Source organism: Streptosporangium sp. NPDC048886 (genome assembly GCF_055586905.1).
Genome location: NZ_JBVJHH010000039.1, coordinates 46438 through 62070 on the forward strand (window position 1 = coordinate 46438; position 15633 = coordinate 62070).

Below are 15633 nucleotides of genomic sequence, written 5' to 3' on the forward strand. Positions count from 1 at the left end.
CGGCGGGCCCCGGCCCCCGCCCCGGACCCGTCACGGCCGGGGACCACCGCCGGCAGCGGGTCGCGGCCTTCACCAGGTCGCGACGTTCACCGGACCGTCGGCGGCCAGGCGGACCTTCCTGCCGACGAGCTCCCGGGACTCGGCCTCGGCGATCAGGTCGGGGTGGCGGAGCTGGGCGTGCGCGCGGCCCCCGCCGGGCAGGTCGGCGATGAGGACGCCCCGGTCGGCCGCACCGTCCCTGCCGTGCGCGACGGTGTATCCGGCGACGGTCGCGGGCCCCTCGTACCCCGTCACGATCGGCACCGGCTCGGCGGTGTGGACCGGCTCGCCGTCGCCGAGCGAGCCGCCCGGCTCGGTCGACCAGATCGCGTAGGTGTGCTTGGTCAGATGCATGCCGACCCCGGTGACCAGGCCGTGCCCCGGCGCGGCGCGCAGGCGTCCGGCCATCGCCGCGGTGGAGTGCAGGACGTAGTCGCTGCCCGGCCCGCCGGCGTACGGCAGGCCGCCGGTGACCGTCAGCCCCCGCGGGTCGAGCGGGTCGAGCCCCGTCGCGGCGCAGGCCGAGCGGAGCGCGATCGCGAAACAGCTGTAGAGGTCCAGCGCGCCGACGTCGTCGAGGCCGACGCCCGCCCGCGCGAAGGCCCGCCGGGCCGCGGCCTCCATCGCCGGGGAGGAGCCGGGCTCCGGCCGGGCCGCGACCTCCCAGGTGTCCTCGGCGTAGGCCCACCCCCGCAGGTGGACACGTCTGTCCCGGGGGACGCCGAGCCGGTCGGCGAGCCCGGTGCTGACCATGATCACAGCAGCGGCCTGGTCCACCTCCATGACCGCGACGGTCCGCTTGGTGTACGGCCAGCCGACGATCCGGTTGTCCCGTGACACGGCGACCAGCTCCTGCGGCGTCCAGACCTCCTGGTGCCAGGCGTGCGGATTGGCCGCGGCGACCTCCGTCATCGGGGCCATCATCCGGCCCCGGCCCGACCGTTCCTCCTCCAGGGACTCCCGGCACGCCGCCCGCCGGGCGGTCTCCATGATCGCGTAGGTGTGGACCGGCAGGAACAGCTCATGGGCCAGCTCGTCCGGGTGCGGGGGACGCTCCCAGCCGTAGGGCGGTTTGGGGACGGCCGGGTGGCTCCACCTGACACGCTCCCCCGCCAGGCGCAGGGCCCTGCGCGTGGCCAGCGCCTCCGCCCCGGCGACCAGCGCGGCGTCCATCTCTCCCGCGGCGATCCGGCCGGCCGCCTCGCCCAGGAGCAGCTGCGGAGCCGTACCGCTCACCGTGGAGTAGGCCCGGTGCCGGGGGGCGGCGCCCAGGCGCTCGGCGAGCCTGGCCACCGGGTCGTCGTACTGCCAGGACTCGGTGTAGACGACCTGGATCGAGTCGAGGCCCTCCAGCACGCCGGACGCCCCGGCGTCGGCGGCGGCCTCGCGGGCGGCCAGCTCCCACAGATCCAGCGGTTCCGGCCCCGGCTGCTCGCGGACCGTGTGCTGGGCGACGCCGATGAGGCAGGGAGTCCGAGGATCTACGCTCATGCGGACATCCAACCAGAACATCATTCGGGTTAATAGTCCGGAGTTGTTTGAGTTACCCGGGAAACCGACGGTAAGGACTGCTACCAGTGATACCCAGGGTGCCGCCTCGCCGGCCGAAAACCCGGACCCACCTGGGAGGATACCCATTGGTTAAATTATAACTAATGGCTATTTAAATAACGGCTCCGCATCAAGGGGAACCATTTCCGGCCTTTTCTCGTCAATTCCCATCCGGCTTCTTGATCCATTCAGTAACGTTCCGAACGTTTTCCTGGCAAGGGATGTCCCGTCCCTGGCCGAGAACGAGAGGAGCTCCATTGAACCCCCGAGCACGGCGCCTCACGATCCCCCTCACCGGCCTTCTCCTGATCGCCGGAGTGATCGGCGCCACCACCGGCGCCGACGCCGGTACGGCCCCCAGCGACGTGGTCAGTTCGGCCGCCTCGGAGACGCCCACGGAGGCCACCGCCTTCTGGTCTCCGGAGCGGATGCGCAAGGCCACCGACGCGACCGGCGACCTCGACATCAGTGTCAAGGGCGGCAGGGCCTCCAGCGCGGCCGGCCCCGACGGGCGGCCCGGATCGGTCCCGCCGATCGGCCAGGAGGGCACCAGGTCGGCCAAGAGCAAGCAGGTCAACCTGCCCAACACCGTCGGCCGGATCTTCTTCACCCTGCCTGGCGCCAACCCGCTGGACCCGGGCAGCTGGAAGTACTGCTCCGGCAGCTCCGTCCAGGGCAGGTACCGCAACCTGGTCGCCACCTCGGCGCACTGCGTCTACGACGTGAAGACCAACCGGTTCTACGACAACTGGATCTTCATCCCGTCCTACTGGGACGGCGACCAGGCGTGGAACGGCAAGAACCCCTACGGCATCTACGCGGCCAAGTGGTTCAACGCGCACGACGACTTCGTGGTGAAGGAGGACTACGACTTCGACTACGCCTTCGTCAACGTCCACTCCGGGTTCAAGGTGAACTGGGAGAAGGACTCCGCCGGCACGTGGAAGCCGGTCATCAAGAACGTCGGCAGGCTCGGCGACAACGTCGGCGGCCAGGGCTTCGCCTGGAACCAGAAGGTCAAGGGCAAGGTCTTCTCCTTCGGCTACCCGACCGGCCTCCACCCCGACGGGGACAGGCCCTTCACCGGCCGCACCATGAAGTGGTGCTACGGCACGACCGCCGCCATGCCCGCCGCGCCGAAGTACAACCTCCAGGAGCACGTCGGCTTCAAGTGCGCCTTCACCGCGGGCGCCAGCGGCGGCCCCTGGCTGCTGAAGTACAAGAACTCCACCCGGACCGGCTACCTCAACGGCGTCAACAGCGTCGCGTGGGACACCGACAAGAACGACCGGTACGACAAGATCTCCTCGCCGTACTTCAACGGGGACACCTACCAGGTCTACAAGGTCGCGGCCAACCGCTGGACCAGCTGACCGCACCGCACCGGACGGCCGTACGGCCATTCGGCCGCCCGGCGCGACGAGGGGCCCGGTCTCCCCGACCGGGCCCCTCCGCGTTCCGGCGGCCGCCGAGGCCGCCGGGGCTCTACAAGAAGATCGGGCCAGTGGTGCCGCGCAGCGAGCAGGGGTTGACGAAGGTCTGCTCGTACCAGATGGACCGGCCCTCCCAGACACCGGTCGCGGTCACCGTGATCGGGTCGTACGTCGTCGCGCACACCAGGTTCGGCGGGGGCCTGAGCCTGCCGGGGTCGCCTCCCACCCGGGCCAACGTCTCACATGCCGCCACCGGGGAGGGGTGCGTGCCGGACGGCGGGTCGCACACGAGCAGGATGTGGCGGGTGGCGCCTGTGCCGTTCTCCCCCCGCGTGACGCTCAGCGCGAACGCCTTCGTGCTGCCGGGCGGCAAGACCTGCGTCGGCAGGCCCGGGCCGGGCCAGTACGGGCCGGGCCAGTACGGGCCGGGCCACTGCGGAGCAGGCCAGTGTGGGATCGGCCGTGGTGGGATCGGTCGCGGCGGGATCGGCCGTGGCGGGATGGGCCAGTTCGGACCAGGCCAGCCAGGACCGGGCCAGCCAGGACCGGGCCAGCCAGGACCGGGCCAGCCGGGACCGGGCCAGCCGGGACCGGGCCAGTTCGGAGCAGGTCTGCCAGGACCGGGCCTGTCAGGAGGGCCACCCGGACCGGGTCCCCCGGGACCGGGCCAGTTCTGACCGGGCCCGCTCGGTGGCGGTGGCGGCGGCGGTGGCGCGGCGGCGGCCGTGGTGGAGAACACGAAGAGCCCGGCGGTGGCCAGGTACAAGAGACGTCGCATGAAATCCCCCGATTTCACATGCTGTGCAGTGCCCGCTCAGCGTCCCTCACCCATCCCGTCCCGACAACGACCGACTCTCCCGTTTTCGCAGGTCATGGCCTTGCAGTGGACACACCATCACATTCAGTCAAGCAAGGGTAGATCAGACGCGGATCTTGAAAATTCGGTTCCACGATTTTGGTAACGAACTCATATCGGTCCGGGCTTCTGCCCGATTTGTCGTCCTTTAACCGTTCTTTGCCTAGTACGGTCTCGTCTTGTCTCTTTACGCATGCGTGGGCTGTCGTCCCGAGTGGCCCATGACAAAGAAGGAGCTAGATTGAACTCCCGAGCCAAGCGCCTGGTCCTCCCCCTCGGTGGTGCCCTCGTGGCCACCACCATGATCGGCGTTCCCCTCGCAGGCGCCGCCCAGGCGGCGCCCAAGCCCGACATCAAGTCGTCGGCGCTCACCTCGTCCGGTAACGCGAAGGCCATCGCGGGCTACTGGACCTCCTCCAAGCTCAAGTCGGCCAAGAGCTACGTCGCCGACTCCACCGTCTCGGCCAAGCTGACGAAGACCGGCGCCGCCAAGGCCGCCGCCGACGGCAAGCCGGGCACCATCGCCCCCACCGGTGAGGGCGGCAAGTCCGCGGGCAGGTCGAAGAACCTGAACCTGCCCATCACCGTCGGCAAGGTCTTCTTCGTCGACGACAAGGGCCAGGAGCGCTGGTGCTCCGGCTCCTCGATCCAGTCGAAGTACCGCAACCTGGTCGCCACCGCGGCCCACTGCGTCTACGACACCGACACGAACAAGCCGTACGACAACTTCGTGTTCATCCCCGGCTACTACCAGGGCAAGGCGCCCTGGGGCATCTACGTCGGCGCCAAGGTCAACACCCACGACGACTTCACCGTCTTCGAGGACTACGACTACGACTACGCCTTCGTCAACGTCTACGACGGCATCAAGCAGCAGCCCGAGAGGGAAGTCGACTACAAGACCTACAAGGCGCACGTCGACAAGGGCGGCGTGGGTCGCGAGGACGCCAAGACCGTCGACTACGAGACCTACGACAGGTGGACCCAGAAGGGTGGCCTCGGCAAGGTCGAGAACGTCTCCACCGAGGACGAGGTGGGCCCGCAGTACAAGGGCGCCCTTGCCGTCGCCTCCGAGGTCGAGAAGTGGGACTGGGAGAAGGTCACCGGTGAGGTCTACGGCCTGAAGGACGACAAGGTCACCCTCGACGGCAAGCAGCTGGACCAGGATGCATGGCCCAAGAGCGGTTCCAAGCTGGAGAGCCGCGTCGAGGCTGTCACCAAGTCCGAGTACGACGCCTACAAGGGTCTGGGTTACCGGAAGATCGACGCCCAGGGCAACTACACCATCACCCACTACTACGTGGTGAAGTACATCAAGAAGACCGCGTCCGTGAAGTACGTGATCTTCCGTCACTACATCACGACCGTGGCCTCCGCCGGCCGCCTCGGCGACAACGTCGGCGGCCAGGGCTTCACCTGGAACCAGAAGCTGGGCAAGAAGGTCTTCACCTTCGGCTACCCGACCTCCGCCCACCCCGACGGCAACAAGCCCTACTCCGGGCACACCATGAAGTGGTGCTACGGCACGACCGGCGCCGCGCCCGTCGTCTCGGCCTTCAAGGCCGAGGAGCAGCAGGCGATCAAGTGCGCCTTCACCCCGGGCGCCAGCGGCGGCCCGTTCCTGCTGCAGTACAAGAGCAGCAAGCGGACCGGTTACCTCAACGGCGTCGTGAGCCTGACGGTCGACAGCGACAAGAACAACCGCTACGACCGGGTCACCACCCCGTACTTCAACGGTGAGACCTACGGCATCTACAAGCACGCCGCCAACCTCTGGACCGGCAAGCTCCCGAGCTGAGCGCCGACGTCATAAGGGTGGGAGGGCCGCTGCCGCAGGGCTCTCCCACCCTTTGACGGGGTGCTTATGCCTATCAGGTAAGACTTAACTGGATAACGGTGTAAAGCGGATCAAGCAACTGAGCTGCCCAAAACTTAGTTGATCTGGAAAAATCACCTCTTACAGCCCTCCATTCCACCCCTGATCCCCCGAAGGAAACGGCCTTCATGTTCCCCCGCGCACGGCGGTTCGCGACCACACTCGGCGCCCTCGTCGCCAGTGGTGTGCTCGTGATGTCCGCGTCCGCCGGGGCCGCGAACGCCGACGGCGCCTTCTACACGCCCAGCAGCATCACCTCCATCACGCTGACCAAGAACAGCGCGGACATGAAGCGGATCGCGGAGTACTGGAGCCCGGCCAGGCTCAAGGAGGCGCAGGACAACACCCCCGCCGCGCCCGAGATCAGGCCCAGCGGCGGCACCACCTCCTCGGCGCCCGCCTCCCCCACGCCCACCGGCACCGCCACCACCACGGCCACCGCCACCACGGCCGCCGCCGCGGCGGCGAGCAGCAAGGCGACGGCCACCACGGCCTACAGCAGCCTCACGACGGCCACCACCGTCAGGCCCACGCTGCCGAAGGACACTCCCCCGGTCATCGGAAACTCCCCGATGTCCGTCGGCAAGGTGTTCTTCCGGATCGGGGACAAGGACTACTGGTGCTCCGCCTCGGCGGTGGCCTCCAAGAGCCGCAGCCTGGTCGCCACGGCCGGGCACTGCGCCTACGACGCCAAGCAGGCCAAGAACGCCGACTACTGGATCTTCATCCCGGGCTACGACAGGGGCGCCACCCCTTACGGGATCTACGTCGGTCACTCCCTCAACCTGCACGAGAGCTTCGTCGGCGAGGGCGACTACGACTACGACTACGCCTTCGTCAACGTGCACGACGGGTTCAAGTGGAAGCCGGGCAAGACCGCGAACACCTATGAGATGGAGTCCGTGGGCAGCCTGGAGGACAACGTCGGCGGCCAGGGCCTGGTGGTCAAGCGCGGCATCAACCAGTCCACTCTCGCCTTCGGCTACCCCGCCGCCCCCCAGGCCGACGGCAGCAGGCCCTACGACGGCCAGAAGCTGCGCTGGTGCAGCGGGCGCACCAGCCGGAGGACGGCCCCCGCCCGCCTGGTCGAGCTGGGCGTCGCGCTCAAGTGCGGGTTCACCGGCGGGGCGAGCGGCGGCCCCTGGCTGGTCAACTACGATCCCGAGACCGGCCTCGGATACCTCAACGGCGTCAACAGCTTCGCCTGGGACACCGACACCGACCGCAAGTACGACCTGATCTCCTCGCCCTACTTCATCGCGTCGACCTACGTCGTCTACCGGTGGGCGGACAGCCAGCGGGCCAGATGACCTTATAGGCGTCTTAAATACGCCTTAAGGGAGCCTTAGGTGGCACTCCCCCCTCCAGGGCCCTACATAGGTTTGTTGCTTGTCGTCCCGCAGTTTCCAGATTTCTGGAGACGTTGCAGCGCAAGGAGCACCTCTTTTGAAGCACTCTCTTCTCCCCCTCGGTGGCGCCGCACTCGCCACCGGTCTGCTGGCCGCCGGCCTGGCCGGCACCGCCCAGGCCGCGCCGGACTGGGCCACCGACAGGATGGCCGGCACCGAGGCGTCGGCGCTGTCCGTCGCCAGGTTCTGGGCCGCCTCCAACTACGTGGCCCTGAGGAAGGCGACCGCCTACTCGCCCGACGCCGCGACCCCCAGGCTGACCGCCGGCGGCGGCTACTCCCCCGACGGGCGGCCCGGCACCATCGCCCCCATCGGCTCGGAGAAGCCCGCCCCGTCGCTCGTCAAGAACGTCAACCTGCCCAGGACCATCGGCAAGGTGTTCTTCGTCGCCAACGGCGAGTTCCGGTGGTGCTCGGCCACTTCGATCCAGTCGAAGTACCGCAACCTGGTCGCCACGGCCGCCCACTGCGTCTATGACACCGCCAACAACGGCCACACCATGGACAAGTGGGTCTTCGTCCCGGGTTACTACCAGGGCAAGGTCCCGTGGGGCATGTACATCGGCAAGCAGGCCTGGACGCACTACGACTTCGACGTCTATGAGGACTACGACAAGGACTACGCCTTCGTCACGGTCTACAACGGCATCGGCTTCGACCGCGGCGTCAAGGACGTCGGCCGGCTCGGCGACAACGTCGGCGGCCAGGGCTTCACCTGGAACCAGCCGACCGGCAAGCCGGTCTACGCCTTCGGCTACCCCGCCGCCCCGCACCCCGACGGCAACAAGCCCTACAGCGGCGTGACGCCCAAGTACGTGTACGGCAAGCCGTCCGGCAAGATCTACGTCTCCGCCGCCGAGAAGGTCGAGGAGCACGTCGGTCTCAAGGGCGCCTTCACCCCCGGCGCCGACGGCGGCCCGTGGCTGTCGCAGTACAGCAGCGGCCAGCGCCTGGGCTACGTCAGCGGCGTCACGAGCCTGTTCGGCGACCAGGACAAGAACAACCGCTACGACCTGCTCACCTCGCCCTACTTCGACGGTGAGACGGCCGACATCTACAAGAAGGCCGCCAACGTGTGGTCCGGCTCGATCCTCCGCAAGTAAGCCGTCCGGCCCCGGCAAGGGGCCCAGGCACCTCAGCTCCACCCGCGGGACCCGGCGCATGCGCCGGGTCCCGCACCCGTTTCCGGGTCCTGGCGGCTCTCGCCGGGGCCCGTGGGGGCCGGCGAACGCGATCGGGGGACCTCCCGCGGCCCGCCAAGCCCCTCCGGGGTTCCCGGAAGGCCGGATCCGGGGGTTCCCGGAAGGCCGGAGAGCCCGGGCCGGAGGCTTCCCTCGGGGTCCGGAGGCCCGATCCGGGCGCTCGCAGAGGGGCCGGAGGGCGTGATCCGAGGATTCTCCGGGGCGCAGGGGCTCGATCCGGGACTCGCGGAGGGCTCGGGAATCCCGATTTGGGGCCTCACGGAGACCCGGAGAGCCGGATCCGGGACTTGCGGAGGGCTCGGGAACCCCGATTTGGGCCTCACGGAGACCTGGAGAGCCGGATCCGGGACTCGCGGAGGGCTCGGGAACCCCGATTTGGGGCCTCACGGAGACTTGGAGGCCCTGTTTTCCGGCCTTCCGGGGGTCCCGGAACCCCGGATCCGCCGGCGGATCGTGCGCGTTAGACGTGACTTCCGGCAAATCGGTGCCATTAATCTGATGTGATCTGCGTCACACCGCTCTCGTGACCGAACGTATCGGAATACTCACGCCACATCGGTCACATTCACAACAGGCTCCCGCCTATCTGCGGAAACGCAGCGCATCAGCCCCAAGCACAACAACCATTCCACAGCCATTCAAACATCACAGAATGATCTCGGCCCGGCGCATGGGGTCCTTACCCCTCAAAGCGGCTTCCGATCCTCAAGATCAGCCCTGTATGTTCTGGCTATCCCTTTACTGACGCATGGGACGCAAGAAGCGTTCCACATCAGACCAAGGAGTTACCTTGAAGCGCATCCTCCTCCCCGCCGGCGGCGCCATCCTCGCCACCGGCCTGCTGGCCGCCGGTCTCGCTGGTACGGCTAACGCCAACCCGCAGTGGGCCTACGACACGATGGCCAAGGACGCTCCGACCGCCATCGAGACCGCCAAGTTCTGGCTGGCTGCCAACAACCACACGAACAACCTCGCCAAGGCCACGCCTTACACCGTGGAGACCAAGGCGACGCCGAAGCTGAACGCGGGCGGCGGCTACACCCCCGACGGCAAGCCCGGCACCATCGCCCCCATCGGCGAGGAGAAGAAGTCCGCCTCGGTCGTCAAGAACGTCAACCTGCCCCGCACCATCGGCAAGGTGTTCTTCGTCGACTCCGAGGGTGAGCTGAAGTTCTGCTCCGCCACCTCGATCCAGTCGAAGTACCGCAACCTGGTCTCCACCGCCGGGCACTGCGTCTACGACGACAAGAAGAACGCCAGCGTCATGGACAAGTGGATCTTCGTCCCCGCTTACTACCAGGGCAAGGCTCCTTACGGCGTCTTCGTCGGTAAGCAGGCGTACACCCACTACGACCTGAGCGTCTTCAACGACCGTGACAAGGACTACGCCTTCGTCACCGTCTACAACGGTGTGCAGGTCGGCGGCGGCACCGCCAAGGAAGTCACCGAGAAGGACTACGACGCCTTCAACGGCGCCAAGTTCGTCAAGCACGAGTCCATCAGCGAGGCCGAGTACAACAAGTGCAAGGACCTCAACGGCAAGGAGACCTCTGCTTGCTGGGCGAAGGCCGAGACCATCAAGGACCCGGTCGGCCCGAACTACCCCGGCGCTGTGAAGGTGCAGGAGGAAGTCTCCAAGGAGGTCTACGACAAGGCCCCCACCAGCGGTGACGTCAACGGCGCTCAGGACGGCTCCACCGTCGAGCAGGTCACGAAGGCTCAGTACGACGCCTACACCGGCCTGGGCTACCGGAAGATCGACGCCTCTGGCAACTACACCATCACCCACTACTTCGTGAAGTACTGGGTGAAGGAGAACAGCGTCAAGGGCTTCTACAAGACGCACTTCTACGTCGTCGACGGCTTCATCAAGGACACCGGCCGTCTGGGCGAGGCCGTTGGTGGCCAGGGCTTCACCTGGAACCAGAAGACCGGCCAGACCGTTTACATCTTCGGTTACCCGACGGCTGAGCACCCCGACGGCAACAAGGCCTACACCGGCACGACGCCGAAGTGGTGCTACGGCAAGACCTCCGGCAAGGTGTACGTCTCCGCGGCCGAGAAGGTCGAGGAGCACGTTGGCCTCAAGTGCGCGATGACCGAGGGTGCCGACGGCGCTCCGTGGCTCGTCAAGTACAGCAGCGCCAAGCGTCTCGGCTACGTCAACGGTGTCACCAGCCTCTTCGGTGACCAGGACAAGAACGGCCGCTGGGACCTCAGCACCTCGCCGTACTTCGACGGTGAGACCGCGATGATCTACAACAAGGCCGCCAACGTGTGGTCCGGCTCGATCGTCAAGTAGTCCTGACGATCACCTGAGTCCGGGGGTCCAAACCTCGAACTCACCCTGCTCCATCCGAGGGGCCCGGCTTCTGCCGGGCCCCTCGGCCTTTTCCCCCATGTCCCACCTGGGAGCCTGCGGACCCCGGAGCCTGCGGTGACGCGGCCTCAGGCGAGGCTGAACTCCCTGGTCCGCTCGTTCAGCTCCCGCACGGCGGGCTCGCCGGCGAAGGGGGCCAGCCGCCGCCGCAGGTCGGCGGCGTATGACTGGGTGCGGGCCGACTGCAGCCCCCCGGCCAGCTCCAGCGCCTGACCGGCGGCCACGCAGGCCTGCTCCACCTCGCCGCACCCGAGCAGCCCCGCCGACAGCAGCGACAGGTTGAACATGCGCCCGCGGACGTAGCGCCCGTCCATGTCCAGCGACCGCGTCGCGTGCCGTACCGCCCCCGGCCCGTCGCCCAGGTCGCGGAAGCAGTGGGCGAACTTGGCCGACAGGTAGGCCTCGTCGAAGTAGGCGATCCAGTCGGGCTCGTCACCGGCCTCGCGCTGGTCGAAGGCCAGCTCGGCGCCGTGCAGGGAGTTGGCGCACGCCCCCCGGTCGTCCATCAGGGCGTGGGCGTGGGCCTCCAGCACCTGCGCCTCCGCCAGCAGGGCGAAGACCCCGGCGCGACGGGCCGACAGCTGCGCGGCGCGCGCCAGGTCGAGGGCGTGCGCGGGCTGCCCGATGTAGAGGGCCTGGTGGCTCATCCCGGCGAGGATCTCCCCGCCGAGCCCGTGGTCTCCCGCCCCCCGGGCCAGGCGCAGCGCCTGGATCAGGTAACGCTGGGCCAGACCGTGCTGCTCCAGGTCGTAGGCCATCCATCCGGCCAGCCGGGTCAGCTCGGCCGCGGCCGACGCCAGTGCCTTGCCGGTGCTCTCGCCGTAGGAGCCGTCGCTGAGCAGCGGCGCGACCGCCGTGTCCAGATATTTCACGACCGCCGAGCGGACCCTGCCGCCGCCGAACCTGTTGTCCAGCTCGCCGAAGGACCGGGTGACCTCCCGGATCGCCTCGATGTCGGCCATGCCCACCCGCCGGGCGCCGCCCGCGACGGGACGGCCCTCCAGCGGGAGGGTCAGCCAGCGCAGGGCGCCGGCGGACCCGGCCCCGATCGCGAAGGTCGAATCGAGCAGGAACCTGCGTCTCTCAACATCTCCCCGCCACAGTGCCGTCACGGTCGCGATCCCCTCCTGCCATGTATGTGTGAACTCCTGCCCGAGGTCGGAAGGGGTCGAGACGACCGGCAGACCGAGATCTTCCGGGCTGACCGTCCGGCCGAGCCGGAGTGCGAAGATCTCCGCCAGCAGTCCTGGCACCGGATCCCTCGGCCGCTGACCGCCGATCCAGCGCAGCACGGAGCTGTGGTCGTATTTCAGGCCCGGCAGACCTCGGGCCGCGCCGAGGTCGTTGACCCTGCGGGACAGTCCTTTGTGTGTGAAACCCGCTTCAGCGATGAGTCGCTGAAGCAGTTGGTTGGGCTCGCGTTCCACCGCTCTCCTCACCGTGAGAAGCCGCCGGGGCGCCGGAACCCGTCCGCGCCCCCCTGCGCCCGTATCCGTCCCTCGTGCACACTCTTGCCCGATAGGTGACGGAGAGCTTTTTTTATAGCACGATCCGTGACTGTTTTTTGAGTTTCCCAAAAGCAGAAGACGCCTCTCGCCCGATCGGGCGAGAGGCGTCTTCACAGGCGGATCCGGAGGTCTTCGCGGACGCGCCCGAAGGGCTGCACGGGTGGTGGCGCCGTCGGCGCGGACGGCCCCGGACCCGGACCTGGGGACGGACCGGGACCGGCGCCGGCGGACGGGGACGGGGACGGGGCTGCGCCGCCGAAGGCGGCTAGAGGCGGGCGACCCCGTCGGCGCGGGCCTGCGCGGCGACCGCGGCGATGACCGCGGGGGCCACGCGCCCGTCGAAGGGGCTCGGGATCACGTAGTCGGCCGACAGGTCGTCGCCGACCACCGCGGCCAGCGCCTGGGCCGCGGCCACCTTCATGTTCTCGGTGATGGTGGTGGCGCGGACGTCGAGCGCCCCCCGGAAGACGCCGGGGAAGGCCAGCACGTTGTTGATCTGGTTGGGGAAGTCGGAGCGGCCGGTCGCCACCACCTGGGCGTGCCGGCCGGCGACCGCCGGGTGCACCTCGGGCTCCGGGTTGGACAGCGCGAAGACGATCGCGCCGGGCGCCATCGAGGCGATGGCCGCCTCCGACACCGTCGAGCCCGAGAGCCCGACGAACACGTCGGCACCGGCCAGCGCCTCCTCCGTGGAGCCCCGCAGGGCGGCCCGGTTGGTGTCGCGCGCCAGCGCCTCCTTCACCGGGTTGAGGCCGTCGCGGCCCTGGTGGAGCAGGCCCTTGGAGTCGGACACCGCGATGTCGCCGATGCCCGCGTTGAGCAGGATGCGGCTGACCGCCACGCCGGAGGCTCCGGCGCCCGCCACCACGGCCCGCAGGTCGCCCAGCGAGCGGCCGGTCAGCCGGGCGGCGTTGGTCAGCGCCGCCAGCACGACGATCGCGGTGCCGTGCTGGTCGTCATGGAAGACGGGGATGTCCAGGAGCCCGCGCAGCCGGTCTTCGACCTCGAAGCAGCGCGGCGCGCTGATGTCCTCGAGGTTGATGCCGCCGAAGGATGGCGCGAGCCGTGCCACCGTCTCGACCAGCGCGTCCACCTCGGTGCAGTCGAGGCAGATCGGCACCGCGTCGACACCGGCGAACTGCTTGAACAGCAGGGCCTTGCCCTCCATGACCGGCATGGCGGCGGCGGGCCCGATGTCGCCGAGCCCGAGCACGGCGGTGCCGTCGGAGACGACGGCGACCACGTTGGACACCCAGGTGTAGTCGTTGACGAGCTCGGGCTGCTCGGCGATCGCGGTGCAGACCCTCGCCACCCCGGGGGTGTAGGCGAGCGCCAGGTCGTCGGCGTTGTTGACCGGGACGGTGGAGCGGGTCTCCAGCTTGCCGCCGCGGTGCAGGGCGAAGGCCGGATCCAGGTCGAGGGCTTCGAGGGATTCGGAGGAGATGGAGATGGAGGATGGCGTAACGGCCACAGCGACCCCTGTAGTTCAGTCAGACAGACGGATTGGTTCCTTCGGAGACGCCGTGGCGGGCGTGGCCCGGCTTCGGTAGCCGCTCGGGCCCGCTCGCTGAGAACGGTCGTCTGGAGGGGTACGGGGGTCACCCGTCGCTCGATTGTGCCACATGGTGAGACTCTCACCAGTGGCAGAGATTGCTCACTTCCGTTGACATGATGTCGGCCTCGTTCATTGACATGGTGCGGCCCCGTCGTGCGTGTAATACTCAGAGCCCCATTCGTCTCTTACATCGATGGACCGCCCGGTGGATCTGACCTCCTACGCCGAGTTGGCTGTGCTGCTCATCAACAGCCCCGACCGGCTGACCGGTCTCGACGGGCTGCGCGCCCTCCTGGAGGAGGGCCGCCGCTACCGTCCCGGCTGCCGCATCACCCGGGGCGATCTCGACGCCCTGCGTGACCTGCGCGAAGAGCTGGTGACCGTGTTCGAGTCCGCGGCCGGCGGCGACGAGCAGGACGTGGTCGACCGGCTCAACTCGCTGCTGATCCAGCATCCGGTCCAGCCGCAGATCTCCGGCCACGACGGCGAGCGCTGGCACCTGCACCTCACCGAGGGCGGCCGGATGGCCGACCAGTACGCCGTGGGCGCCGTCATGGGCCTGGCCACCATCGTGACCGACCTCGGCGTGGACCGGCTCGGTCTCTGCCAGGCGCCGCCCTGTCGCCGGGCCTACCTCGACACCTCCTCCAACCGGTCGCGGCGCTACTGCTCCGAGCGGTGCGCCAGCCGGGCGAACGTGGCCGCCTACCGCGCCCGCCGGAAGGTCAACGGCCAGTAGCGCAGCACCACCCGGCCGACGAGCAGCGACGGCGGCACGGCGCCGAAGTCCCAGCTGTCACGGCGGCCGGAGGCCCGCTGGTTGTCGCTCTCCAGCCACCATCCCCCGTCCGCCTCCCAGGCGGCCCGTTTGACGATCAGCCGCGACGGGTCGGCGGGGAGCCGCGCGACGACCAGGTCTCCCGGCCTGATCCGGGCGCCGCGGCGCACCCAGAGCCAGTCCCCGGAGCGCAGCGCGGGCAGCATCGAATCCCCGTCGACACGGACTCTCACGGGCGCAACCCCCTTACACACAGGCTTTTCGAAGACGAGTAAGGTCGGTACTGGACCATGCTGATCTCAGCATCAAGGAAGGATTTTCCGATGCTCGCACGACTTCTGCGACCCAAGCACGTCGCGTCCGCGCACTGTGACCTGCCCTGCGGCGTGTACGACCCGGCCCAGGCCCGCATCGAGGCCGAGTCCGTCAAGGCGATCATGGAGAAGTACGTCGCCAACGAGGACCCGGTCTTCCGCACCCGCGCGCTCATCATCAAGGAGCAGCGGGCCGAGCTGGTCAAGCACCACCTGTGGGTGCTGTGGACCGACTACTTCAAGCCCCCGCACCTGGAGACCTACCCCCAGCTGCACCAGCTCTTCTGGGACGCCACCAAGTTGGCCGGCGCCGCGGGCGGCAAGGGCACCGTCGACCCGAAGCAGGCCGACGACCTGCTGGCCAAGATCGACGAGATTTCCAAGATTTTCTGGGCGACCAAGGCCGCCTGAGCGGCCGGCCGCGACGCGCGGCGTCGCGATTGACCCGCGAGGGTGCGCCGGTGAGCTGGACCGAGGAGCGAGGGAGCGCAGCGGACGAGCGACGAGGGAAGCCACCGGTTACCAGCACCCGAGCCTCGACGCGCAGCGTCGCAATGAGCCCGCGAGGGTGCGCCGGTGAGCTGGACCGAGGAGCGAGGGAGCGCAGCGGACGAGCGACGAGGGAAGCCACCGGTTATCAGCACCCGAGCCTCGACGCGCAGCGTCGCAATGAGCCCGCGAGGGTGCGCCGGTGAGCTGGACCGAGGAGCGAGGGAGCGCAGCGGACGAGCGA

The 15633-nt window shown here is 68.7% G+C and carries 12 protein-coding genes; 7 read left to right on the forward strand and 5 right to left on the reverse strand.

Features of this window, described 5'->3' with window-relative positions:
- Positions 1-69: 69 nt before the first annotated feature.
- Positions 70-1530: an acetyl-CoA acetyltransferase gene (locus ACZ6R6_RS37155; RefSeq protein WP_470101473.1), complete on the reverse strand. Its 1461-nt coding sequence runs from the start codon at positions 1528-1530 to the stop codon at positions 70-72.
- A gap of 317 nt (positions 1531-1847) precedes the next feature.
- On the opposite strand from ACZ6R6_RS37155, the gene ACZ6R6_RS37160 reads away from it, so the two are divergent.
- Complete coding sequence (locus ACZ6R6_RS37160; RefSeq protein WP_470101475.1) at positions 1848-2963, forward strand: trypsin-like serine peptidase; 1116 nt, start codon at positions 1848-1850, stop codon at positions 2961-2963.
- A gap of 112 nt (positions 2964-3075) precedes the next feature.
- Here the strand turns inward: ACZ6R6_RS37160 and ACZ6R6_RS37165 are convergent, their stop codons facing one another.
- On the reverse strand, positions 3076-3396 hold the full coding sequence (locus tag ACZ6R6_RS37165; protein WP_470101477.1) for an SSI family serine proteinase inhibitor: 321 nt from the start codon (positions 3394-3396) through the stop codon (positions 3076-3078).
- Between the two features lie 724 nt (positions 3397-4120).
- Here ACZ6R6_RS37165 and ACZ6R6_RS37170 point away from each other — a divergent pair.
- The 4 genes from ACZ6R6_RS37170 (at position 4121) to ACZ6R6_RS37185 (ending at position 10667) form a co-directional block, all read left to right on the forward strand.
- A complete protein-coding gene (locus ACZ6R6_RS37170; RefSeq protein WP_470101479.1) occupies positions 4121-5677 on the forward strand; it encodes a trypsin-like serine peptidase in 1557 nt (518 codons plus the stop codon).
- 206 nt (positions 5678-5883) lie between these two features.
- On the forward strand, positions 5884-7065 hold the full coding sequence (locus ACZ6R6_RS37175) for a trypsin-like serine peptidase (protein WP_470101481.1): 1182 nt from the start codon (positions 5884-5886) through the stop codon (positions 7063-7065).
- 136 nt (positions 7066-7201) lie between these two features.
- A complete protein-coding gene (locus tag ACZ6R6_RS37180) occupies positions 7202-8266 on the forward strand; it encodes a trypsin-like serine peptidase (protein ID WP_470101483.1) in 1065 nt (354 codons plus the stop codon).
- A gap of 889 nt (positions 8267-9155) precedes the next feature.
- Positions 9156-10667 carry a trypsin-like serine peptidase gene (locus ACZ6R6_RS37185; protein WP_470101485.1) on the forward strand — a complete coding sequence of 504 codons (1512 nt, stop codon included), beginning with the start codon at positions 9156-9158 and terminating at the stop codon, positions 10665-10667.
- A gap of 146 nt (positions 10668-10813) precedes the next feature.
- Here ACZ6R6_RS37185 and ACZ6R6_RS37190 read toward each other — a convergent pair whose 3' ends face one another.
- Entirely contained in the window at positions 10814-12172 is a 1359-nt protein-coding gene (locus ACZ6R6_RS37190) for a hypothetical protein (RefSeq protein ID WP_470101487.1), read from the reverse strand.
- Positions 12173-12518: 346 nt separating this feature from the next.
- Positions 12519-13724 carry an NAD(P)-dependent malic enzyme gene (locus tag ACZ6R6_RS37195; RefSeq protein ID WP_470101489.1) on the reverse strand — a complete coding sequence of 402 codons (1206 nt, stop codon included), beginning with the start codon at positions 13722-13724 and terminating at the stop codon, positions 12519-12521.
- A 277-nt stretch (positions 13725-14001) separates the two neighbouring features.
- Here ACZ6R6_RS37195 and ACZ6R6_RS37200 point away from each other — a divergent pair, with 277 nt between their 5' ends.
- Positions 14002-14547 carry a CGNR zinc finger domain-containing protein gene (locus ACZ6R6_RS37200; RefSeq protein WP_306864431.1) on the forward strand — a complete coding sequence of 182 codons (546 nt, stop codon included), beginning with the start codon at positions 14002-14004 and terminating at the stop codon, positions 14545-14547.
- On the opposite strand, the gene sodX is transcribed toward ACZ6R6_RS37200, so the two are convergent.
- Positions 14514-14819, reverse strand: coding sequence for a nickel-type superoxide dismutase maturation protease (gene sodX, locus ACZ6R6_RS37205; protein ID WP_306864429.1), 306 nt, complete (start codon positions 14817-14819; stop codon positions 14514-14516). The two genes, ACZ6R6_RS37200 and sodX, sit on opposite strands and share 34 nt — an antisense overlap.
- A gap of 90 nt (positions 14820-14909) precedes the next feature.
- On the opposite strand from sodX, the gene sodN reads away from it, so the two are divergent.
- On the forward strand, positions 14910-15311 hold the full coding sequence (sodN, locus tag ACZ6R6_RS37210; protein ID WP_306864426.1) for a superoxide dismutase, Ni: 402 nt from the start codon (positions 14910-14912) through the stop codon (positions 15309-15311).
- Positions 15312-15633: the final 322 nt, after the last annotated feature.

Bases quoted from the DNA above. Each gene is read 5' to 3' on its own strand.
- ACZ6R6_RS37155 (WP_470101473.1), bottom strand. From the start codon at position 1,530: ATGAGCGTAGATCCTCGGACTCCCTGCCTCATCGGCGTCGCCCAGCAC.
- ACZ6R6_RS37175 (WP_470101481.1), top strand. From the start codon at position 5,884: ATGTTCCCCCGCGCACGGCGGTTCGCGACCACACTCGGCGCCCTCGTC.
- ACZ6R6_RS37200 (WP_306864431.1), top strand. From the start codon at position 14,002: ATGGACCGCCCGGTGGATCTGACCTCCTACGCCGAGTTGGCTGTGCTG.
- sodN (WP_306864426.1), top strand. From the start codon at position 14,910: ATGCTCGCACGACTTCTGCGACCCAAGCACGTCGCGTCCGCGCACTGT.